The organism is Bizionia psychrotolerans (assembly GCF_001039595.1).
This window is the reverse complement of record NZ_JNGS01000014.1, coordinates 1-21,622: the sequence shown is the minus strand read 5'-3', so window position 1 is coordinate 21,622 and position 21,622 is coordinate 1. Positions and strand designations below refer to the sequence as shown.

General features: G+C 33.0%; 22 protein-coding genes, 1 tRNA gene and 2 pseudogenes. 10 read left to right on the top strand and 15 right to left on the bottom strand.

Going from position 1 to position 21,622, the window contains the following annotated elements; all coding sequences use genetic code 11:
- Positions 1 to 9: 9 nt before the first annotated feature.
- From GK51_RS01485 to GK51_RS02575, 10 genes are all read right to left on the bottom strand, one after another.
- The gene (locus GK51_RS01485; protein ID WP_048331271.1) at positions 10 to 528 is read right to left on the bottom strand and encodes an OmpH family outer membrane protein; all 519 of its coding nucleotides are present in this window, start codon (positions 526 to 528) and stop codon (positions 10 to 12) included.
- A 235-nt stretch (positions 529 to 763) separates the two neighbouring features.
- Positions 764 to 1,621 (bottom strand): class I SAM-dependent methyltransferase, encoded by an 858-nt coding sequence (locus GK51_RS01480; protein WP_048331269.1) that lies wholly within the window; start codon positions 1,619 to 1,621, stop codon positions 764 to 766.
- Positions 1,621 to 2,139 carry a hypothetical protein gene (locus tag GK51_RS01475; protein ID WP_156179535.1) on the bottom strand — a complete coding sequence of 173 codons (519 nt, stop codon included), beginning with the start codon at positions 2,137 to 2,139 and terminating at the stop codon, positions 1,621 to 1,623. The genes GK51_RS01480 and GK51_RS01475 overlap by 1 nt, the downstream gene beginning before the upstream one ends.
- Positions 2,140 to 2,182: 43 nt before the next feature.
- The gene (gene mnmG / locus GK51_RS01470; RefSeq protein ID WP_048331265.1) at positions 2,183 to 4,054 is read right to left on the bottom strand and encodes a tRNA uridine-5-carboxymethylaminomethyl(34) synthesis enzyme MnmG; all 1,872 of its coding nucleotides are present in this window, start codon (positions 4,052 to 4,054) and stop codon (positions 2,183 to 2,185) included.
- Positions 4,055 to 4,171: 117 nt separating this feature from the next.
- Positions 4,172 to 4,591 (bottom strand): rRNA maturation RNase YbeY, encoded by a 420-nt coding sequence (gene ybeY / locus GK51_RS01465; RefSeq protein ID WP_048331263.1) that lies wholly within the window; start codon positions 4,589 to 4,591, stop codon positions 4,172 to 4,174.
- Positions 4,588 to 5,979: a hypothetical protein gene (locus GK51_RS01460; protein ID WP_048331261.1), complete on the bottom strand. Its 1,392-nt coding sequence runs from the start codon at positions 5,977 to 5,979 to the stop codon at positions 4,588 to 4,590. The genes ybeY and GK51_RS01460 overlap by 4 nt, the downstream gene beginning before the upstream one ends.
- A 3-nt stretch (positions 5,980 to 5,982) precedes the next feature.
- On the bottom strand, positions 5,983 to 7,275 hold the full coding sequence (locus GK51_RS02590; RefSeq protein WP_316932008.1) for a hypothetical protein: 1,293 nt from the start codon (positions 7,273 to 7,275) through the stop codon (positions 5,983 to 5,985).
- Entirely contained in the window at positions 7,223 to 7,474 is a 252-nt protein-coding gene (locus GK51_RS02585; RefSeq protein ID WP_316932007.1) for a hypothetical protein, read from the bottom strand. The genes GK51_RS02590 and GK51_RS02585 overlap by 53 nt, the downstream gene beginning before the upstream one ends.
- Positions 7,475 to 7,506: 32 nt before the next feature.
- Complete coding sequence (locus GK51_RS02580; RefSeq protein WP_316932006.1) at positions 7,507 to 8,043, bottom strand: hypothetical protein; 537 nt, start codon at positions 8,041 to 8,043, stop codon at positions 7,507 to 7,509.
- Positions 8,040 to 9,410 (bottom strand): DUF4175 family protein, encoded by a 1,371-nt coding sequence (locus tag GK51_RS02575; RefSeq protein ID WP_316932005.1) that lies wholly within the window; start codon positions 9,408 to 9,410, stop codon positions 8,040 to 8,042. The genes GK51_RS02580 and GK51_RS02575 overlap by 4 nt, the downstream gene beginning before the upstream one ends.
- Positions 9,411 to 9,518: 108 nt before the next feature.
- On the opposite strand from GK51_RS02575, the gene GK51_RS02570 reads away from it, so the two are divergent.
- The 6 genes and pseudogenes from GK51_RS02570 to GK51_RS01430 all read left to right on the top strand — a co-directional run bounded on the left by GK51_RS02570 (position 9,519) and on the right by GK51_RS01430 (position 14,484).
- Complete coding sequence (locus GK51_RS02570; protein ID WP_316932004.1) at positions 9,519 to 10,154, top strand: fatty acid desaturase; 636 nt, start codon at positions 9,519 to 9,521, stop codon at positions 10,152 to 10,154.
- Positions 10,151 to 10,564, top strand: coding sequence for a fatty acid desaturase (locus GK51_RS02565; RefSeq protein WP_316932009.1), 414 nt, complete (start codon positions 10,151 to 10,153; stop codon positions 10,562 to 10,564). Before GK51_RS02570 ends, GK51_RS02565 begins: the two co-directional genes overlap by 4 nt.
- Positions 10,565 to 10,590: 26 nt before the next feature.
- Complete coding sequence (locus tag GK51_RS01445) at positions 10,591 to 11,427, top strand: SGNH/GDSL hydrolase family protein (RefSeq protein WP_048331259.1); 837 nt, start codon at positions 10,591 to 10,593, stop codon at positions 11,425 to 11,427.
- A 187-nt stretch (positions 11,428 to 11,614) separates the two neighbouring features.
- Positions 11,615 to 13,154, top strand: a pseudogene (gene gltX / locus GK51_RS01440) (glutamate--tRNA ligase).
- A gap of 290 nt (positions 13,155 to 13,444) precedes the next feature.
- The gene (locus tag GK51_RS01435) at positions 13,445 to 13,975 is read left to right on the top strand and encodes a hypothetical protein (RefSeq protein ID WP_156179534.1); all 531 of its coding nucleotides are present in this window, start codon (positions 13,445 to 13,447) and stop codon (positions 13,973 to 13,975) included.
- Positions 13,972 to 14,484 (top strand): thioredoxin domain-containing protein, encoded by a 513-nt coding sequence (locus GK51_RS01430; RefSeq protein WP_048331255.1) that lies wholly within the window; start codon positions 13,972 to 13,974, stop codon positions 14,482 to 14,484. Before GK51_RS01435 ends, GK51_RS01430 begins: the two co-directional genes overlap by 4 nt.
- 89 nt (positions 14,485 to 14,573) lie before the next feature.
- On the opposite strand, the gene GK51_RS01425 is transcribed toward GK51_RS01430, so the two are convergent.
- A complete protein-coding gene (locus tag GK51_RS01425) occupies positions 14,574 to 15,257 on the bottom strand; it encodes a hypothetical protein (RefSeq protein WP_048331253.1) in 684 nt (227 codons plus the stop codon).
- 161 nt (positions 15,258 to 15,418) lie between these two features.
- Between GK51_RS01425 and GK51_RS01420 the strand changes: the two genes are divergently transcribed.
- Positions 15,419 to 16,342, top strand: coding sequence for an SPFH domain-containing protein (locus GK51_RS01420; protein WP_048331251.1), 924 nt, complete (start codon positions 15,419 to 15,421; stop codon positions 16,340 to 16,342).
- 86 nt (positions 16,343 to 16,428) lie between these two features.
- Here the strand turns inward: GK51_RS01420 and GK51_RS01415 are convergent, their stop codons facing one another.
- The 4 genes and pseudogenes from GK51_RS01415 to GK51_RS01400 all read right to left on the bottom strand — a co-directional run bounded on the left by GK51_RS01415 (position 16,429) and on the right by GK51_RS01400 (position 20,567).
- Positions 16,429 to 16,641, bottom strand: a complete 213-nt coding sequence (locus GK51_RS01415) for a hypothetical protein (protein ID WP_048331249.1) — start codon at positions 16,639 to 16,641, stop codon at positions 16,429 to 16,431.
- Positions 16,642 to 16,719: 78 nt separating this feature from the next.
- Positions 16,720 to 17,880, bottom strand: a complete 1,161-nt coding sequence (locus GK51_RS01410; RefSeq protein ID WP_048331247.1) for a hypothetical protein — start codon at positions 17,878 to 17,880, stop codon at positions 16,720 to 16,722.
- A 61-nt stretch (positions 17,881 to 17,941) separates the two neighbouring features.
- Positions 17,942 to 18,424, bottom strand: coding sequence for a DUF1761 domain-containing protein (locus GK51_RS01405; RefSeq protein WP_048331245.1), 483 nt, complete (start codon positions 18,422 to 18,424; stop codon positions 17,942 to 17,944).
- 135 nt (positions 18,425 to 18,559) lie between these two features.
- Positions 18,560 to 20,567: pseudogene (locus GK51_RS01400) on the bottom strand (glutamine--tRNA ligase/YqeY domain fusion protein).
- Positions 20,568 to 20,672: 105 nt separating this feature from the next.
- Between GK51_RS01400 and GK51_RS01395 the strand changes: the two are divergent.
- The 3 genes from GK51_RS01395 to GK51_RS01385 all read left to right on the top strand — a co-directional run bounded on the left by GK51_RS01395 (position 20,673) and on the right by GK51_RS01385 (position 21,396).
- A complete protein-coding gene (locus GK51_RS01395; RefSeq protein ID WP_048331243.1) occupies positions 20,673 to 20,882 on the top strand; it encodes a zinc ribbon domain-containing protein in 210 nt (69 codons plus the stop codon).
- Positions 20,882 to 21,244, top strand: a complete 363-nt coding sequence (gene folB, locus GK51_RS01390) for a dihydroneopterin aldolase (RefSeq protein ID WP_048331241.1) — start codon at positions 20,882 to 20,884, stop codon at positions 21,242 to 21,244. Before GK51_RS01395 ends, folB begins: the two co-directional genes overlap by 1 nt.
- Before the next feature lie 81 nt (positions 21,245 to 21,325).
- Positions 21,326 to 21,396 (top strand) — tRNA-Cys (locus GK51_RS01385).
- Positions 21,397 to 21,622: the final 226 nt, after the last annotated feature.

Genomic DNA, 21,622 nt, shown 5'->3' with positions numbered 1-21,622 from the left:
TTTTAAACCTTATTCTGGTTTTTTGTAATCAGCATTTAAGGCATCTAAAATTACTTTTGTCAAGTCTTTACTTTCATCACCATACATAACACTTCCAGCTTCATTGCTGCCTAAAATGTAGGTATATCCATTTTTCTTACCGTAATCTTTTACATAATCACGCACTTTAGTTATCAAGCTATCAATTGTTTGTTGGCTATCTCCTTGAATCGTGCTTTCCTCTAATTGGATGCGCTGTTGAAGCATTTGCTGTTTCTGTCCTAAAGCTTGGTATTCTGCTTGGGCTTGCGCTTCATTCATACCTTGAGCTTTTACCTGAAAAGCTTGTGCTTCTTGTTGAAAAGCTTGACCAATACTATCGGTTCTTTTTTGAAACGCTTCAATTTTAATTTTGAATTTAGCCTCAATATCAATTTTTTCTTGGTAATCATTTACCAAGTCCTTATTATTTACAAAACCAATTTTTTGAGTTTCGTTGTTACAAGACACTATTGTTAATACTAATACTACTAAAAATATATTTTTCATGATTGATTTTTTTATTTTTTTTAAATCGGTGCAAATGTAGTAAAGTAAATAGATTGTTTTTTAAAAAGGCTAAAATATTACATTATAAAAGTAAATTATAGAAAAACAAAAATTAATAGATTTTTTTGATTAAAAAACGGTTATTTAGAATGTGTTTTGAAATCGTTTCAAAAAATTTTAAGCCATATCCATGTTAAGAGTGCTTAAAAGGGCTTAATTCGTCCTAAATTCAGTTTTACGCCTTTTTTATAATATAAATCAACGAAGAATATTCATTAGAACGTCTTGCTGCTCGATTTGATTTGAATCCGATCCAGAATGCTTTGATAAAATTCATTTTTCCCGATTTATATTTTTCCGAAAGCAAACTCACATAAAAGGCATCAAACAACATGGGTTTTGTTTCTAAAACCTTCAAACCATGACTTTCCATTATTTGACTCATGCCCTCTTTTGAAAAATGCCAAAGGTGTCTAGGTACATCATAAGCAGCCCAAAATTTTTGATAGTATTCCGCATCATAACTTTTATAATTTGGTACCGCAATAATTAAAGTACCAGAATCTTTTAAAAGTGTTTTGTATAATTCGATTTGATTCTCTAAATCTGGTAAATGTTCCAAAACATGCCAAAGTGTGATAATTTCAAAACTGTTAAGTATAAAGTTAGAAAGTTCAGTCGCATCAGAAACAGCATTCTTGGTTTTAGCATTAGCTATTTTTCGCGCATCTGGATTCGGTTCTATTCCTGAAATTGTCCAATTACCTTGTAATGCGGTTTGTAAAAAATCGCCTGTTCCGCAGCCAATATCCAATAATGTTTTTTCTGAATTATTAAACGAATTAATTAATTTCAATTTACGTTTTAAGGCAATCGTGCGAACTGCGTGGTATAATTTTTCAAACAGATTTCTTTTAGAATCGGTGTGAGAAATATAATCTTCACTTTTATAATAACCTGGTAAATCTTCAGAATTAGGTTGTGGCATTGTTGCCAAAATTTCAAAATCTGGATGCTTTTCTAATTGAAATATTTCCTTGGAAACGGAATAATCTGGGACTTTAAAATCGTTAATATGCTTCTTCACGTTTATTAATTATATGCATTAAAACCCATTCGAATATCATTCAAATACCTGGAAATAATATACCGATAAAATGAATCTATTTTTAAACAATTTTCATCCGTATCTGTTTTAGCTGTGATGCTAATAAAGTATTTGTCTTTGCCTTTTTTATAAAGTTCCGGATCGTCTTTTTTAAAAATAACATCTGTAAAGTCGATATATTTTGAAGAATCTGCATCACTTAAAACACTAAAATTTATCCAAACACCTTCCTCTTCTACTCTAAAATTATGTGAATTAAAACCTGCTTCATCCGAATATCTATCCCGTAAATATCTTGAAAAAACAGCTGGTTTTTTATAAATTTGAAATGTGAATTTATTGAGTTTAGCAATGTCATCATCTGCGGTTTCATCACCATTTACAATTTTATATCCACTAACATCTTGAACATTTTTAACAGGAATACACGCAGAAAAATTCAAAATTAATAACACAAAAAGCAAGCTAAATCCCTGTGCTATTTTTGAAAATCTAAATCTCATTTTGATTGAATTCTTAAAACGTTCCACGTGGAACATTCCAAAATTAACGTCCTAAATAAACTAATAATACCGAAATATCACTAGGCGAAACACCACTAATTCTAGATGCTTGAGAAATGGTAATAGGTTGAATTTTATTTAATTTTTCTCGCGCTTCCGTACTCATTGATTGCAATCCTGAATAGTCAAAATTCTTGGGTATTTTAATGTTTTCAAGTCTGGTTAACTTATCAGCATTGTTCTTTTCTTTATTAATATAACCAGCGTATTTAACTTGAATTTCTGCTTGCTCAATTTCTTCTGTATCTAAATTATTCTCATTTATATAAGCATCGACACTTGATACTTTTCGCATATCTGAAATCGTGATATTTGGTCGTGCAAAAATTTTAAACATCTTATCTGACTGTGTCATACGAGCTGAATCATTGGCATCTAAAATCGGATTAATCTCTTCTGGCTTGACACTTGTTTCTCTGAAAAATTCGACAAAGGCTTCTGCTTTTGCATGCTTTTCTTCCATACGTTTTAGGCGCTTTTCAGAGGCTAATCCTAAATCAAATGACAAAGGTGTCAAACGAATATCCGCATTATCTTGACGTAACAAGGTTCTATATTCCGCCCTAGACGTAAACATTCTATAAGGTTCTTCGGTTCCTTTGGTAATTAAATCGTCCACCAAAACACCAATATAAGCTTCACTCCGAGTCAAGATAAAAGGATCGCGTTCCTGCACTTTTAAACTAGCATTTATTCCAGCCATTAAACCTTGTGAAGCTGCTTCTTCATAACCTGTAGTTCCGTTAATTTGACCTGCGAAATATAATCCCTCTACCAACTTGGTTTCTAAAGTATGTTGTAATTGTGTTGGTGGAAAATAATCATACTCTATAGCATAACCTGGTCTGAAAAATTTCACATTTTCAAATCCAGCCACTGATCGCAATGCTTTGAATTGTACATCTTCTGGCAGCGAAGTAGAGAAGCCATTTACATAATATTCAACGGTATCCCAACCTTCAGGCTCTACAAATAATTGATGCCTATCTTTATCAGCAAAACGATTAATTTTATCTTCTATAGACGGACAATATCGTGGTCCTAAACTTTGAATGCGACCATTAAACATTGGTGATCTATCAAAACCTTCGCGAAGTAAATCATGCACTTCGTTACTGGTATAAGTTAAATGGCAAGATCGTTGTTTCGTTAATGGTTTTGTTACATCCAAATAAGAAAATTTTTCAGGAACGGCATCACCTGGTTGCTCAACCATTTTAGAGAAATCTAACGAACGACCATCCACCCGAGGAGGTGTTCCTGTTTTCATTCTACCTGATTCAAAACCTAATTGAACAAGCTGTTCTGTGATTCCGGTTGCAGCACGTTCACCCGCACGACCACCACCAAAATTTTTATCACCAATATGGATTAAGCCATTTAAAAAAGTACCGTTCGTTAAAACCACACTTTTTGTTAGTATTTCTATTCCTAACGATGTTTTTACACCAACTACTTTATGATTTTCTACTATTAAACCAGAAACCATTTCTTGATAGAAGTCTAAATTTTGAGTTCCTTCCAACATGTTTCGCCAATCTTCCGCGAAGCGCATACGATCACTTTGTACACGTGGACTCCACATGGCTGGTCCTTTTGATTTGTTCAGCATTTTAAACTGAATTGCTGATGTATCACTGACTATACCACTATAACCACCAAGCGCGTCAATCTCCCGAACAATTTGCCCTTTTGCAATTCCACCCATGGCAGGATTGCAAGACATTTGCGCGATGTTTTGCAAATTCATGGTAATAAGAAGTGTTTTACTTCCCATATTAGCAGCAGCCGCAGCAGCCTCGCTTCCTGCGTGACCTCCTCCCACTACAATTACATCATAAACTTCGTTAAACATGTTTAGTGAATTTTTATATTTTTGATTGTTCCACGTGGAACAATGAATTTATATTTGATCTCTCCTTTTGGAATCTACCAGAATCCCAAAATAAAAAGTCTGCAAATATACGATATATTATGAGATATCTTTGAGTAGTTCTAAATAGTGATTTTCTAGACTTCGCATAGCTTTAGCTTCAGCATCTGATTTGTCCTTGTAGCCACAGTAATGCAAAATACCGTGAACCATTACACGATGCAACTCTTCACTAAAAGCGACCTCATAATCCTGCGCATTATCAGCCACACGTTCTGTGGAAATATAAACATCTCCTTGTATGATATTTCCTACAGTGTAATCGAAACTAATCACATCTGTTAATGTATCATGATCTAAATATTCTACATTTAAATTGTGTAGATAATCGTCATCACAAAAAATATAATTGATTTCGCCTAGTTCAAAATCTTCAGAAGTAATCACACGTTCAATCCAACTTTGAAGGCGTTCCATATTATCAATTTCGAAATCGTTTTCGTAATTAAAACTTATCATTTTAAAACCGTTTTATTGTATACTACAAATTCTTTAGACTTTTTATTATACGCTAAATAGACCATATCATTAGTGATAAAAGTTGCAGATATGTGATCCAAATTTTTATTGTCTTTCAATGTCTCTAAATGCTCTTCCTTGTTATAATCCTTATGCAAAACGTCTACATCTTCATTTAATATGTCTCCAGATGTAGACAGTACAATTTCAAAATAATGCGATTTATCTTTTAAGGAGTATACCTCTTCAGAGCTATTTGGGTTAGGTCCAAAACCACCTGGTCGCGCCATCATTTGCCGTTGCTGCATCATCATTTGATTATGCATAAACCAATGATGAAACCAAAAATTGTTATATTGATATCTTTCCTTATCCACATAATCAGCTCGTAAAACCATAGCGCCATTCTTTGTTTTGTTCGCAGTAATTGTTGGCGCATTAGACGACTTGTTAGCTGATTTTAGGAATGATTCCATGCTTTCGAAACCTGCAGATTTCTTGGTTGGTTTTAAAGAATTTAGGTTTAAATTAGTTTGAGAGCTATCATCCAAATTATAAACATCAATACTACCAGACTTCTTATCTAAACTTAATTTCACCAATTTATTATTGGATACGTAAGATGTACTATTCTTAAAATCTTCATTACTTTTAAATTCATTTACTTGAAAATCAGAAGATTCTTGTTGATTGAGGTTTAAAGTAGAAACTGTTGTGATATTCTCTTTTTCGTTTTCCTCCGTTATGAACAAAACCTCTTCATTACTGTACGCTCTAAGATTTCCAATGGAACCATTTGCAACAAATTCGTCTGTATTAATGGCATCCAATTTCTCTTTACTTAAAGCTTTTAAAAAATCCTTATTATCTGCTTGTTTTTTAACAGTTGTTTCTTTAAAATCTGCAGCATTCGAAACGGTTACAGCTTTAAATGAATCCGAATTTGCGAATAATAAAATACTCGAATTACCTTTTTGAATGACCGACTTATAATCTTCAAAACTATAGCTTTCGGATTTTGTTACAATTCCAGTTTCGATATTTAAATCATTTACAATAATTACTTTGTCCTTATCTTCTTCCGAAGATGTTATTATTGACAAGACATTGTTATTATTATGATAAGACAAGATTTCTGGCGTATCATTAAACTCCAAACTTGCCAATTGCTTAATTTCTCCATTAGCAAACGTTAATGGTATTATTTCAAAAAGTTTAGACTCTTTATTATTAGCCAAAATTAAGTGAAACGTTGAATTGTTTGCCGTATTGCCAGAAAATGTCTGTTCTACTTTGTAATGTTTGGCTAATTTTAACTTGTTTTTTGCAGGTGGATTATTTGTTATTCCAGAAAGAAATACAAATAAAGTTAATACTAAATACTTCATTATTTAATCCTTGTTTTGTTTAAAATACTCTTGAACTTTCTTTTTATAAACGGGTTGCAAAGGTAAACTTTGACGATTTAAAATCTCCGTTGTATTGAAATATTGTTTGGCTGTTGGAATTTGATTATTCGTATTATTCTGAAAATCCTCACGATTCGTCTCCGATTTCCGCTTGGTATCTTCCCCTTGTTGCAAGGTTGCGTTTTCCAGTTTCATTAATTGATGCTGTAAATTCATCATTTTCTGAAGCGTTTGGTTGGTAAATCCTTTATTCAACAAATCCATTTCCACATCTTCCATTTGTTTAAGTATGGCATTTCCAACGCCATTTTTACCTTCTTTTGCTAATTTGTCCTGCAAAGCTTGACGAATTTGTTGTTGTTGTTGATATATCCTGAACAACTCACCTTTGCTAATTTCGCTACCTTCACCCATTTGGCTACCCTCCTGGTTACCGCTTTGTCCTTCTTTGCCAGATTTGCCATCTTTTCCAGGTTGACCTTCCGCTCCTGGTTTATCCCCTTTTTCTTTTCCTTCTTCACCCTTCTCGCCTTTTTCGCCTTCGCCTTCATCTTTAGGTTTACCTTGCTCACCTTTCATGCCATCCTGCATTTGCTTGTTTAGTTCCTCCTGGCTCATTATAATATCTGGCAAACCTTGCTCTGGTTTTCCACCACTACCTGCTCCAGATGATTGCATCTGCATTTGCATCTGGTTCATAATATCACTTAAAAAATTCGCAAGATTATTAGCAGCTGTTATCGTATATTGTTGATTAGCGATTCCTTGATATAATCTATTTTCCGAAAACTCTTCAAGTGATTTATCGATGTTAAAAAACACGTCTGAAATCTCCTTATTTACAGATTCTGACAACTTTGGCTGACGCAGTGATAAAGCAAACAAACTATCATCAACATGAGAGAAATGCTCCTTTAAATCATTCTGCTTGCGTAAATAGGTAGCATATTCATTATGATTGATTTCAATCCCTTTAAAGCGCTCCATTAAATTTTCTTGATCGAAAGAAAACAGAATCAAATTATCCAAAATTTGACGCAACATCTCTAAATCTTCTTGCATTTGCTCACCACCTCCACCTTGCATGGCCATTCTCATTTTTTCGCCCATTTGCTTCATTTTCTCTGCAGCTTGCTTTTGCTTCTTTTGGGCATTTTGCCGATTCTTTTCAGCATCTTGATCTTGTTTTTGCTCTTCGTTTTCTTGTTTTTCACCTAATTCATCAGAGGCTTCCTGTTGGTCTTTTTTTAATAGATTCTTCCTGTTTTTCGTCATTTGGAACATCCATAGGTTGTTTCAAATCTTGATTATCTTTTTGTAATTCATCTAACGCTTTCTCAAAATCTTCAAACTTTTTATTTAGTTCGTCTTGTTCTTCTTTGGTGTTTTTTTCATCCGTTTCTTCAGATAATTTTTCCTGCTCTTCTGCTAACTTTTCTAAATCTTGTTGGAGCTTTTCTAACTTTTTAGCCACATAATAGCGTTTGGTTAATTCCAGCAATTGTTCTAACTTCGTTTCTGATTTTTATTTTGTTTTGCTAATTCCTCTAATTTTTGAGTCAGTTCCTCTTTGTTTATTTTTTCTTGCAATTTTTCCAGCTCCTCCAAAAGTTTTTCATCTTTTTTAAGCTGTTCCTCATTTTCTTTTAATCGCTCTTTTAAATCTTCTTTAAAGGTGTCTTCTTCCTTATTTTCCTTTTGAAATTCTTCTAAATTTTCTTCCAATTTCTTATTGAAATTCTTCATCATTTCCTCCTGTTCTTTTTGTCGTTTCAGGAAATTTTCAAATTTCTTTTTATCATTAAAATTTAATTCAGATTTTTCTTTTTGTGTTTTAGACAATTCCTCAAGCTCTTTTTCACGTTCGCTCATTTTCTCCAAAGATTTATTTAAATCCTTGATAGTTTCATTTTGTTGTTGGAGCTGTTTGTCTTCGGTTTCGTCTTGCGTCAACTTTCTATAGGAGAAAATTTTACTTTTGGTGCTCTTAAAATTATTGATAGCATCGTTATCAAAAACCTGAAAATACAGATCGTAACTCACGCCTCGGTTAGTTCTAAATTGTTTGGGAAAGCGGTTATAAATTCACCTACATTACCAGATGAAATGGGAATAGCTTCTGTTTTAATTTGCTTTTCATCAGCGGACGGATAATATACCAATTGCAGTTTCCGTAAACCATAATCATCAGTTGCTTGACCATAGAAATACATGCTTTGTTGGTTGATGCTATCTATTTCCATTTTCACGCGTAACTCTGGATACGCATCTTTAATCACATCAATAGAAAATGCTAATCGTTCGTAATCTTTTAAGGATGTATTGCTAGTTGAAATGGTATAATCAAACGCATTATAAACGGTTTTAGTTAGGTTAAAATCTCCTGTTTTTTCTGACGCAAATTGTAGCGTATCATTTGTATATAAATTGACGTTTTCAGTGGCTTTAGTTTGTAAATTCCAGGACACTTTGGTGCCTTGAGGAATGACGGCATTTCCAGTTCCTGTTAAAATTTCATCTGCTTTATTTACATATGATGGATAATTTAAAACCATCTCGAAACCTAGTATAGATGGCACTTCCGAAACATTTAGCACATACGGTTTTGATGTTACCGAATTGGCAGAGAGCTGAAATTCGACATCAGTTTTCAAGCGACTAAAGGTAAATTCAAAGTCGCCTGTTCCTTTCTGTTGTAAAAAATAGGTTTCATTATTGAAAGTGATTTTAGCGTTTTCAGGAATCACATCACCAACCGTTTTTACTTGTAAAACAAAATCTTTGTTTTCGGTTGCTGTTAGATTTTCATTCACTACAAAAAACTGAAAAGGCGCAGGTGGTTCATAGGCTGTATTATGATTTACAACGCGATTATAACTATCACTAAACCAGTCTATCTGACCTGATATAAAGGACAATAAAATAATAACAATCGGTATGGCTGCATACTTTACATAGCGTAAATTCCGCTTAAAATTAATGGCCAATTTAAAAGGAACAGGCTGTAATTCTTCGGATTTCTGATTGATACTGGCTAACAATAATTCCGATTCAATGCCTTGTTGTTTCAGTTGTAAAACGTTCAACAATTTATCGTTCACCTCTGGAAAATGGGTTCCAATTATTTTGGATGCTTGAACGTAGTCAATCCCCTTTTTTAGTTTGAATAAATGCGCTAACGGAATGGCAATAAATTTGATAAATAAGCCAACTTCAACCGCAATAAAAGTCCAAAACAAAGCCGTTCGTGCTGTTGTATTTAACCAAAAAACATATTCTACAAAAAGCGTTAATAGAAAATACAGAAAGCCAATAGCAAAAAATAAGATGCTACCTTTTATCAGTTCGTTGGTGTAATAACGCCTAACAAAAGCTTCTAATTTCTGTAAAATTGTATTAAAATGCGTCACGTTTTTTGGGGTGTTTTCCGTTCAACTTACTAAACTACAATTTTTTTGGTCGATAATTATCTATAATTGATAACATTGTGTTAATTTAGAAGGATAAACAGTGTTTTTATGAAAGATTTAAAATATTTAGTGGCTTTTACCATTCCATTATCGGCAATAATTGCCTTATATTTTCAAGGTTACTGGAGTTATTTTACACCTGTTTATGCATTTGTATTTTTACCTATTTTTGAAATGCTTTTACCAATAGATACAGCTAATTATTCAGAAGAAAGCATATCTGAAAAAAAAGTGAATCGTCTGTTTGATTGGATGCTATATCTAAATTTACCTATTGTTTACGGTTTGCTAACTGCGTCATTAATTATCATTTCACAAAGAACTTTAGAAACCTTCGAATTTATTGGTATTATGTTGAGTGTCGGAATGGTTTTAGGTAGCAATGGTATTAATGTGGCTCATGAATTAGGCCACAGGCAAACCACTAACGAACGTTTTATTGCCAAAGCTTTGCTCCTACCATCATTGTATATGCATTTTTATATTGAGCATAATTTTGGACACCATTTACATGCAGCGACCAAGGAAGATCCGGCAACTGCTAGATACAACCAAACAGTATATGGGTTTTGGTTTACCTCAACATCGCGACAATATACTGGTGCTTGGAAAATTCAGAAAAACCTATTATCACGAAATAATCAGTCGTTTTTAAGTGTGAATAACGATATGTTTGGTACCTGATTATACAATTAAGTTATTTACTAACCGTTTTTTTAATATTTGGTTCGGTTGGACTGGTATTCGCTTTTGGTGCTGCTGTGGTAGGTTTTTTACTTTTAGAAACCGTTAATTATATTGAGCATTATGGTTTGCTTCGAAGCAAAACAGATTCAGGACGTTATGAACGTGTGAAGGAAAATCACTCATGGAATTCCAATCACGTGGTTGGACGAATGGTTTTGTATGAATTGACTAGACATAGTGATCATCATTTTAAATCCAATAAAAAATATCAGATTTTAGAATATCATGAGGTGAGTCCGCAAATGCCTTATGGCTATCCAACCTCTATGGTTTTGGCTTTAATTCCGCCTTTATGGTTTAAAATTATGAATAAACGGGTTCCGCAGGACATGATTTTGATGAATTGAAATATTAAAAGAATATTAAGAAATTCATGAAAAACATACTACTCATTTTAATAACACTTTTAACGATTAGCTGTAAATCTCAAAACACTAAAACGCCAGAGCAAATCAACATTTTATTCATTGGAAATAGTTTGACTTATTTCCATGATATGCCACAGACAGTTCAAAAAATGCTGAATGAAACACATCCAGAATTTAAAATTGAACAAAGCACATTTCCTGGGATGTCATTATCAGATCATTTAACCAGCATCATAACTTCTAGAACTGAAAATAGTATTAATACACGACAAAAAATTGAAGGCGAAATAACTGAAACCGAAATAAAGATAGCCGAAAAACAATGGGATATTGTCATTCTTCAAACAGGAACTGTTAGCGTTTTAATTCCAGAAAATCGCGATTTAATAGTAAACATGGCGATTTCTGATATAAAGAAATTGGTACCAAATTCGGGTTGCAAGTTTATACTTTTCAATACGTGGCCATCTAAAAATGAATATCCAGAACAATATTGTTATCCTAGTAAAACAATTGACCCATCAATAGAAAAAGCTTCATGTTGCTCACCCGTTTTAGAAAGTTTAGAACAAGAAACCACGGTTATCAACGAATCATATGACATAGTTGCAAAAGAAAACCATTTGATTAAATCCGATAACGGAACTAAATTTTTTGAAGTGCTAATTCATCATCCTAAAATTGAACTTTACGAAGATGACATCCATCCAAATCCCTATGGTGCATTTTTAAACGCTTGTATATTTTACCAACTGTTGACTAACAACAAAGCAACTGAATTAAAATATAATGGCGATATAGAACCTAAAATAGCCGAATTATTAAAGAAAATTGCGGAATAAATATTCTTGATACTAATTTTACGATTAAAAAATCGTAAAACTCACTCGAATTGACGCACTTCCTCAAAATATAAAACAGATTTCAACCAATATTCAAAAAACCTAACAACCATAAACTGCGCTTTATGTCATTTTCTTTGTGGTTTGTTAATTGCTATTCTATCTTTGTGCTTTCAAAACAAAAAACATGTCTAAACCCGTACGCGTGCGCTTTGCACCAAGTCCAACAGGACCTTTACACATAGGTGGTGTTCGCACAGCACTTTTTTAATTATTTATTCGCCAAAAAACACAACGGAACCTTTATCCTTCGTATTGAAGATACCGATCAAAATCGTTTTGTAGAAGGTGCTGAAAACTATATATTAGAATCCTTAAAATGGTGTGGTATTACCGTTGATGAAGGTGTAAATACCAACGAAAAATTCGGGCCTTACAGACAAAGCGAGCGTAAAGACATTTATAAACAATATGCAGATCAATTGATTGCAAATGGCAAAGCCTATTATGCGTTTGATACCGCTGAAGCTTTAGATGAACACCGAAAAGGTCACGAAGCTGAAGGCAAAACCTTTATATACAACTGGCACAACCGCGAAAAAGGCCGTTTGGTTAATTCGTTGGTGCTTTCTGCCGAAGAAACGCAAGCGAAATTAGATGCAGGTGATGATTATGTGATTCGTTTTAAAATGTTAGATACGGATAATGAAGGATCACATGGAACTATTTCAACAACAGATATAATTCGAGGTTATGTGAAATTTCAAAAAGAAGTTTTAGATGATAAAGTATTGTTTAAAAGTGACGGTTTACCAACCTATCATTTAGCGAATATTGTGGACGACCATTTAATGGAAATTACGCATGTTATTCGAGGCGAAGAATGGCTTCCCTCTGTCCCATTACATATAAGTTTATATCAAGCATTTGGATGGAATATACCAGAATTCGCGCATTTACCATTGATTTTAAAACCAACAGGTAAAGGGAAATTAAGCAAACGTGATGGTGATAAACTCGGTTTTCCGGTGTTTCCACTAGCTTATAAAGATCATCAAACAGGTGATGTGTCTCTTGGATATCGTGAAACTGGTTATTTTCCTGAAGCTGTTGTAAATTTCTTGGCCTTTTTAGGTTGGAATCCAGGAACCGAACAGGAAATTTTTAGCATGGATGAACTGATTGCCGCATTCGATTTAGAGCGTGTGAATAAAGCAGGAGCACGTTTTGATCCTGACAAAACCAAGTGGTTTAATCACCATTATATGCAAGAACAGTATAATGACGATTTAGCAAAAACTTATAAAGAAATTCAACCAGAATTAGCGGATATTGATGTGAATTACGTAGAAATGGTAGTCGCACTGATTAAAGAACGCGCTACGTTTGTAACCGATTTTTGGGAGTTAAGTCACTTTTTCTTTCAAACACCAACCGATTTAGACGAAAAAGCGGTTAAAAAAGCTTGGAAAGACGATTCTCTAGAAATTATGACGCAAGTGGTTTCGGTAATTGATTCTGTTAACGATTTTACGGTTGAAAACCTTCAAACCGAACTAAAAGGTTGGATTACTAAAAACGAAATAGGTTTTGGAAAAGTCATGATGCCTTTACGACTCGCATTAGTTGGTGCCTTACAAGGACCAGACGTGTTTGATATTATGTACTTAATAGGAAAAGACGAGAGTAAACGTCGTATTGAGAATTTGGTGAATACGTTGGGATAGGGTTTTTTCTTTAAGAAAATAGAGGTTAGAAGTTAGAGAATAGACAGTAAGGTTAGATTTTGGTGATTTTGCATTTTTTTGAATGCAATTATATATTACGAAAGTATGGGAATTAGAATTATTTAAAAGATGCCGTTGATCGAAAAGAACTATTTCGCATTAAAATAATTATTACATTCCAAGTAGATAAAGTAAATCGCAAGTTGTTATTATGAAAAAAACTTCTGTTCTAATTTTGTTTTCGGCTTTACTGATATCATGTTGTACTGTCCAAAGCCAAAATGCAATTTTTGAATTTCAAAATAAAGAAAAAAATTGAAAGCTTTTTAGTCCAAAATCAGTTTGATTTTAATAATAATGATATATTCATTTTTAAAGGGTTTGAAGATTTTTTTAAATTTAATAATGATGGCTACCTTATAGAGCCCGTTGTTCATGTATTTGATAAAAATGGTTTGTATTTAGAATATATAAAACCTTCTGAAGTAATTGAAAAACTTTCTAATTTCAAAAAAATTAGAAATAATCCTAAAAAAAATGCAATACATATTGATAGCTGGATAAACGGATTTGTTAACTACAATACCTTACAACCATTTGTAAAACAACAAAATGTAGAATATTATTTTGTGTTGAGTTGGGCTTTATTTGTTAAAAAAAACGAAAATATTGAAGCCATTTTTAAATGGTATGACGTTTTACAGCGTCAAAAATTAAAAGGTGAAAATATTCAAATTGTTTTATTGAATATGGACTTTCAAGATTCTTGGGAGTTATCTACTGAAAAGAAAGAAGATTTACTTAAACAGGCTAATAAATGAAACATTTAATAGTCGTTATTGTGTTATGTTTGAGTTTACCGCTATTCTCACAAAATTATGTGCCAGAACAGAATGAAAATATAAAAATTAGCTATTTACCAATAGAAGAATTACAAAACCAAATAAGCAGCTCTAAAAGTGCTATAAAAGTTATTTATTTTTATAGTAATACCTGTTCAGCCACATTGGAATTTAATCCAATAATCAATGAATTATATTTAAAAAATAAGGACAAATTTGAGTTGTTTGTTATTTCAAGAGAATCTAAAAGAAATCAAGAAGCCTTAAATAATTATCTATTTTACGAAGGCTTATATTTTCCTGTTTATTTAACTAATAAAAAATCATTTTCCGCTATTATAAAAAGCTTATGTTCAGATTGTAATGAAGATATTATGAGCGATTCTAGCTTTTATATTTTGGATGCTGATAATGCGGTATTAGCTCAAAGTCATTATGATTTAACAACGGATGAAAAGAAGAATTTGCTAATAAAACACGTTAAATAATGGCATTTCGAAATAGTAAAACCTCATAAAAGTTTTTTTGAGATTCTTCGCTTTGCTCTGAATGACATTTTTTATTCCGCAATTTTCTTCTAAAACGAAATCATAGCTGTAAACGCCAACATAGACTGGTTTCCTTTAAATTTATTTGGGTTTCCTGTTTGGTCTAAATTGTTATTATTTAATTTATCCAAGGTGTTTAAAAACCCGTAAATATATTGGGCTTTTAGTCTGAAATGGCTAAATCCAGCTGATAAACCAATGGCACCATCCACATTAAAACGGCTGATTTCTTTCAGATCTTTGGCTAATAAATTGGTGTAATTGGCTATCAAATAATTTTCTTGGTTCATGTCATCCAATTCCAATTCGCCATTGTATTGAATCATAGGACCAAGATCAATGGTTAAAAAGCTTCCAATCACTTTCACGTGCATTAATAAAGCAATTTGTGCGGTGAAAATCTTATAATCTATAAATTCCTCATTAGAAAGTAAAATAGGCCTTGCAGCAATTCCTACGTGGTTTTCAGCCAACTGAATGGTGTAACTAACATTATACCATTTATGGGGCAAATCAACCGTTGCAGAAGCTCCAGCCATCCAACCGTTACCTTGTTTGGTTGTGAAATTATCGGTTAATAAATCATATTGGGTAATACCACCATAAATACCAATACCGTTTACAATTTTGTAGTTTTTGGGTTGTGCAAAACCCATGGCAATAAAACTAACACAAATAGCGACTAAAAGAATACCTGATTTTGAGTGTTGCATAATATAAACCTGTTTGTAACAAACCTATGAAAAAAAATCATTAAAATTTCTTTTTAATACATACCGTCTGGTTTCAGGTAGATTTCTTTTCAAATCCATGACTATCTTCAAAATATAGCGTAAATTAGTAGAACCTTTATTAACCTAAATAAAATCAAATTATGGTATTTTTTGTTCCCTTTATATTAGTCGGACTTTTCATTTTATTTTCATCATTTTTTATGGTCAAGCAACAAACTGCTGCCATTATTGAACGTTTTGGAAAGTTTCATAGTATTCGCCAATCAGGCTTACACATGAAAATTCCACTAGTTGATCGGGTTGCAGGCAGATTGAGTTTAAAAATTCAACAATTAGATGTTATTATAGAAACCAAAACATTGGATGATGTATTTGTAAAGCTTAAAGTTTCTGTGCAATATAAAGTGGTTACAGAAAAAGTATATGATGCATTTTATAAGTTAGATTATCCACATGATCAAATAACCAGTTATGTGTTTGATGTGGTGCGTGCGGAAGTGCCTAAAATGAAATTAGATGATGTTTTTGTGAAGAAAGATGACATTGCATTAGCCGTAAAAGCAGAATTAAATGATGCGATGATGGATTATGGTTTTGATATTATTAGAACTTTAGTAACTGATATTGATCCAGATCCACAAGTAAAAATTGCCATGAACCGTATTAATGCAGCCGATAGAGAAAAAACAGCTGCGCAATATGAAGGTGATGCACAACGAATTTTAATTGTTGAAAAAGCGAAAGCAGAAGCGGAAAGTAAGCGGTTACAAGGTCAAGGTATTGCCGATCAACGTCGTGAAATTGCACGTGGTTTAGAAGAAAGTGTGGAAGTTTTAAATAAAGTGGGTATTAATAGCCAAGAAGCATCTGCCTTAATTGTTGTAACCCAACATTATGATACCTTACAAGCTATTGGTCAACACACCAATAGTAATCTAATTTTAATGCCAAATTCTCCACAAGCAGGTAGTCAAATGCTAAATGATATGGTAGCGAGTTTTACAGCTAGTAACCAAATTGGTGAAGCCATGAAAAACAATAAAAAAAATAAAGAAATAGAATAAAGTCTTCAAAACGTAATTTTATACTTTTTTAAGAGGAACATATAGCCATTAAAACTTCAGGTTGAAAACTTCAAAGATTACAAATTTCAATCGGCTTTATGTTCCTCTTTATATTTTTTGATAATATCTTTCAGACTTTCCAAATAATTTTCCAAATCTTTAACATCAATATCCGGATTTTGTTGACTAGGAATTGTCATAGGCATTTCATCTAAATGTTCGAACACTTCTGGATAATTAGTTTCAATATCGCTTGTTAATGTTGAAATTTCGGTAAGTACATCTTTTGCTTTTTTCATAAATCTTATATTTGATTAGAGTGAATATAAGATATTACAAAATCCAATAACCACAAAAGAAATTCTGTTAGCTATTTGTTAATTCGATTTAAATGGATGGCGTTCTTCCCATTGATTTGAAGGGTTCATCAACTTAAAAATATATTTTAAAAGGGTATTCATAAGCCAATTGGTATGTTTTAAATACATAACCATATTTTCAGGCTTGGCACCTACAGAGCTCTTAATTTCCATGGCTGTGCGTGCAAACACTATTGATTTAAACTGGTTATTAATACCATATTCAGCCATATCATATAGCATATTTAAATACAGTTGATGTTTGTAATTATAATCTGAATTGTAGCCTAAAAAATAGGTTTCTAATTGCAATTTGTTTTGAATAAGTGTAAAAAAACCAATCAACTCCGCATCTAAATAATATCCAATCACTTTAAAATTTTCGCCTAACTGTTTTTTGAATTCATAAAAATGATTTTCTGGTAACAAGAAGGTATTTATTTTGGCATTATTAGATACGTTTTTATAAAGTTTATAAAGTGTTTCTGATTGATTTAAAATGGCTGATTCATCCAATTCTTTAGTTACAATTAACTTGGATTTCTTAAGAGCTGATTTATAACGATCGCGATATTTTTTATGTAAATCGGATATATAATCATCAAAATTAGACCAGTGTTCTGGAATTTTCATAATCATATTGGGTTGCACTACCAATTGATGAAAACCCATTTGATTGAGACTATTTTTAGTTTGATGAATCTCATCCGTTAGGAAATAATCTTTCAATAAAATAGCACGAATGGTTTTGTTATAAACGGTTTGAATCTCGTTTTTTAAAATAGAAACTGCCTGTAATAATGTCGAAATAAACTCCTCATTTGATAGCGCATCTGAATTAAAATATATACCATGTTGACCAGTATGCGTTAAATTACCAATCACCAGAATATTGCCTTTAATAACTTTAGAAACTTGATTTTTAAAACGTTCTTGGAAGCAGGAATCATCGTCATTTCGGAACATATCATTTAAATACAATTCCACACGTTGCATAACGGCAATGCCAACCAATTCTTGCTCCTTGTAAAACCCAAAATAATACAGCGAAATATTCTTTGGCGAAGATTCTTCCAATGCTTTAAGATATGCAGATTGCAAAAAAATATCATGTGCAACCAAAGTATCCCAAGCTAGTGGTAATTTTTTTGAATCGGTAAATAGTTTTGTTTCTATCAAAGTATCATGAAAAAAGACTGATTGAAACAATCAGTCTTTAAAAGTATATAATCATTACAAATTAATTCCAAGCACAAACAATGCCACCCATTATGGTTGTACATAATATCCAATATCCACTGTTAATCCAAATATACTTCCAACTTTTACGTTCAAACAAAGCGTTAATAGCTAAAATAGGAAAGACCATTAGAACACCTGCCATAAAACCATGCAAAGTACCATGTTTAAAGGTTCTAAACGTCATACCGTAATCCTCCATAAAAGCTGCATATGATGGTAATGCTTGCGTAGCATCACCTCCAATCATACCCAATGCACCTGTTTGGTGAATGGTTAAAAACTGCAAAATAATAGCTATAAAAAATGAAAATATAAAAGTTAAACCAAAAATGACTGCCATGTTTCCGCCTTTTAAAGATTCGGCAGTTAAACCAGATTCTCGCATCCAAGCGTTTCCAAATGTTTTAGGGTTGTACCAAATAAAGCCCATAATTAAAGGTACAAGCGCAGCAACGGCAATTGCTAAAAAATTAATATCCATAGTTAGTGATTTAAAGATTAGTATTTTAAAGGTAGGTTAAAATTTTTGGTTAATAATTTTACAAATTAAAAAACATAAAAAAAACCTTGAATCATTCTAGAGTTCAAGGTTTTTCAATGTATAAAAATAAATTATTTATAATGCTTTAGCTTCAGCTACTAATAAGTCGTTTTTATCCTCCAATGCTTTTTCAATAAAATCATTGATTTCAGAATTTCTTTCTAATCCATTATCAAGTAAAACACCTAACGTAATCATCGTAATAATTCTGGTTCCTGCTTTTTTTATTGATGTTCCAAACAGCGGTTCTAAATCCTTATATTCAACATGTTTAGCTAATTCCTGAATGTCTGTTTTGGCTTGTTCTCTTTCGGCATCTTTCATTCTATCATACTTTTTCCCGTATGATTTTATCTGCTCAATAGCTGGTCTGTTGTTCTGTTGTTGTGGTTTTTGAGCTGGTTGGTCAGCATCTGTTTTTGGCGCTTGTTTTGCCCAAGTATCACGTAAACCGACAGTTTTATTGAACACTAATTTTTCAGAAGTACTATCATCATCTACATTAAAATAACCCAAACGTTGAAACTGGAAACGATCTCCTATTTTAGCTTCTAATAAACTTGGTTCTACAAAAGCTTCCACAAGTTTTAAAGAATCTGGATTAATGAACTCCATAAAATCTTTAGTAGCATAAGTATCTGGTGCTTCATCTAAAAACAACCTGTCATACTCGCGAACTTCCGCTTTTATAGCATGTTTTATAGACACCCAATGCAAGGTTCCTTTGACTTTTTTTTCAGTATCTTCGGAATAGGTAGCGTGAATTTCAGTAATATTTCCTTCAGCATCTTTCACCACACTTTCGGCTTTGATGATATAGGCATTTTTTTAAGCGTACTTCACCTCCTAATTTCAATCGGAAAAACTTGCTGCTTGCTTCTTCTTTAAAATCATCTTTTTCAATATATAATTCACGCGAAAAAGGGATTTTTCTAAAACCTGCCGATTCATCTTCTTGATTATTTTCAGCTTCTAACCACTCCTCTTTTCCTTCTGGATAATTGGTAATCACTAATTTTATAGGATCTAAGACAGCCATCACTCTTGGCGCTGTTTTGTTTAAATCTTCACGAATACAAAATTCTAAAAGCGACACGTCAATCACGTTATCACGTTTGGCTACACCTACTTTATCAATAAATTGTCTGATAGAATCTGGTGTATAACCACGACGACGCAAACCTGAAATGGTAGGCATTCGTGGATCGTCCCATCCTGTAACAATTCCTTGTTCCACCAACTTAAGCAACTTACGTTTACTCATAATGGTATAGCTTAGGTTTAAACGTGCAAATTCACGCTGTTTTGGAAGCATTGGTAAGGCTTCTGGTTGATATTTATAGACTTGATCCTTAAACCAGTCGTAAAGCTCTCTATGTGGCTTAAATTCAAGCGAACATAAGGAGTGTGATATTTGTTCTATATAATCACTTTCACCATGCGTCCAGTCGTACATTGGGTAAATACACCAATCGTTTCCTGTTCTGTGGTGCGATTTCTTTAAAATACGATACATCAACGGATCACGCATCAACATATTGGGGTGTTGCATGTCAATTTTAGCACGCAACACATGTGAGCCTTCCGGAAATTCACCAGCCTTCATACCTTCGAATAAATCGAGGTTTTCCTCAATACTACGGTTTCGGTAAGGACCATCAACACCAGGTTGAGTTGGTGTTCCTTTCTGTTCGGCCATAGCTTCGCTAGATTGCGAATCGATATAGGCCTTGCCTTCTTTGATCAACGCTACTGCCCAATCATGTAACTGCTGAAAATAATCAGATGAATACAATTCATTTGCCCATTCATAACCTAACCAAGAAATATCACGCTTAATAGCATCTACATATTCCTGCTCTTCTTTGGCTGGATTGGTATCGTCAAAACGTAGGTTTACAGGTGCATTATATTTTTCGCCTAATCCAAAACTAATTCCAATAGCTTTAGTATGGCCAATATGCAAATAGCCATTTGGTTCTGGTGGAAAGCGAAAGCGCAGTGCTTCCTTTTCTAAACCGTTGGCTAAATCTTCTTCTATAATATGCTCAATAAAATTGAGTGATTTTGTTTCTTCAGACATATCTCATGCGTTTTTTTAAAAAACTGCTGCAAAATTACGGAAATATACGCTTGATGTGTTAAAATTTCGGGCATTATTGCGTAATTTTATCAAAAATAATAGACCATGAAACCCATTAATTATACCTGTCCAAAATGTCATAATAAAACCTATCAAGTAAGTGAAATGCGTGCTACAGGAGGTACTTTTTCAAAAATATTTGATATTCAAAATAAAAAATTTACCTCTGTAACCTGCGAACGTTGTACATATACGGAGTTTTATAAAACCAAAACGAGCGGATTAAGTAACGTATTTGATTTCTTTACAAGCTAATGGGAACAATTAAAGTTGAAAATATTCGGGTATTTGCCAATCATGGTTGTTTAAAAGAAGAAACCAAAATTGGTAGCGATTATCGTGTGGATTTAGAGATTAAGGCGGATTTGCAAACATCAGCAAAATCAGATGCCTTGCAAGATACGGTTGATTATGTGTTTTTAAATAAAGTCATTCGTGAAGAAATGTCACAACCTTCCTATTTATTAGAAACGGTAGCTAAACGCATATTAAATCGCATTTTCAAAGAAGATACTATGGTAAGCAAAGCGACAGTTTGGGTGAGTAAAATAAATCCACCTATTGGAGGCGATGTAGAAATGGTAACCATAAAAATGAGTGACAAGCGAAAAAAGTAAAAGTAAGTAGCGAAACACTTATATTTTTTTTACATTTGTGCTCTCTTAAAAAAGAGATTTCTGCTTTGGCAAGAAATATAAGGTGTCGTGGCCGAGTGGCTAGGCTCAGCTCTGCAAAAGCTGCTACAGCGGTTCGAATCCGCTCGACACCTCAAGAAAGAGTTACTAATTTTAGTAGCTCTTTTTTTTTGTTTAATTTTTAAGAAAAATTGAGAAAGGGAGACGTTCGGTTCGTGCTTATTAGCACCTCAAGTTCTCGATAGACAGCTACGTACGTCTGAGCATCGATCGATGTACAGCTACGTACGTCTGAGCATCGATCGATGTACAGCTACGTACGTCGAGCATCGATCGAGTACAGCTACGACGTCTGAGCAT

Excerpts from the sequence above, each read along its gene's own strand:
- GK51_RS02590 (WP_316932008.1), bottom strand. The coding sequence starts at position 7,275 with ATGACGAAAAACAGGAAGAATCTATTAAAAAAAGACCAACAGGAAGCC.
- GK51_RS01485 (WP_048331271.1), bottom strand. The coding sequence starts at position 528 with ATGAAAAATATATTTTTAGTAGTATTAGTATTAACAATAGTGTCTTGT.
- GK51_RS01445 (WP_048331259.1), top strand. The coding sequence starts at position 10,591 with ATGAAAAACATACTACTCATTTTAATAACACTTTTAACGATTAGCTGT.
- GK51_RS01430 (WP_048331255.1), top strand. The coding sequence starts at position 13,972 with ATGAAACATTTAATAGTCGTTATTGTGTTATGTTTGAGTTTACCGCTA.
- GK51_RS01460 (WP_048331261.1), bottom strand. The coding sequence starts at position 5,979 with ATGAAGTATTTAGTATTAACTTTATTTGTATTTCTTTCTGGAATAACA.
- GK51_RS01475 (WP_156179535.1), bottom strand. The coding sequence starts at position 2,139 with ATGAGATTTAGATTTTCAAAAATAGCACAGGGATTTAGCTTGCTTTTT.
- GK51_RS02570 (WP_316932004.1), top strand. The coding sequence starts at position 9,519 with ATGAAAGATTTAAAATATTTAGTGGCTTTTACCATTCCATTATCGGCA.
- folB (WP_048331241.1), top strand. The coding sequence starts at position 20,882 with ATGGGAACAATTAAAGTTGAAAATATTCGGGTATTTGCCAATCATGGT.
- GK51_RS01425 (WP_048331253.1), bottom strand. The coding sequence starts at position 15,257 with ATGCAACACTCAAAATCAGGTATTCTTTTAGTCGCTATTTGTGTTAGT.
- ybeY (WP_048331263.1), bottom strand. The coding sequence starts at position 4,591 with ATGATAAGTTTTAATTACGAAAACGATTTCGAAATTGATAATATGGAA.
- GK51_RS01415 (WP_048331249.1), bottom strand. The coding sequence starts at position 16,641 with ATGAAAAAAGCAAAAGATGTACTTACCGAAATTTCAACATTAACAAGC.
- GK51_RS01395 (WP_048331243.1), top strand. The coding sequence starts at position 20,673 with ATGAAACCCATTAATTATACCTGTCCAAAATGTCATAATAAAACCTAT.
- GK51_RS01420 (WP_048331251.1), top strand. The coding sequence starts at position 15,419 with ATGGTATTTTTTGTTCCCTTTATATTAGTCGGACTTTTCATTTTATTT.
- mnmG (WP_048331265.1), bottom strand. The coding sequence starts at position 4,054 with ATGTTTAACGAAGTTTATGATGTAATTGTAGTGGGAGGAGGTCACGCA.
- GK51_RS01405 (WP_048331245.1), bottom strand. The coding sequence starts at position 18,424 with ATGGATATTAATTTTTTAGCAATTGCCGTTGCTGCGCTTGTACCTTTA.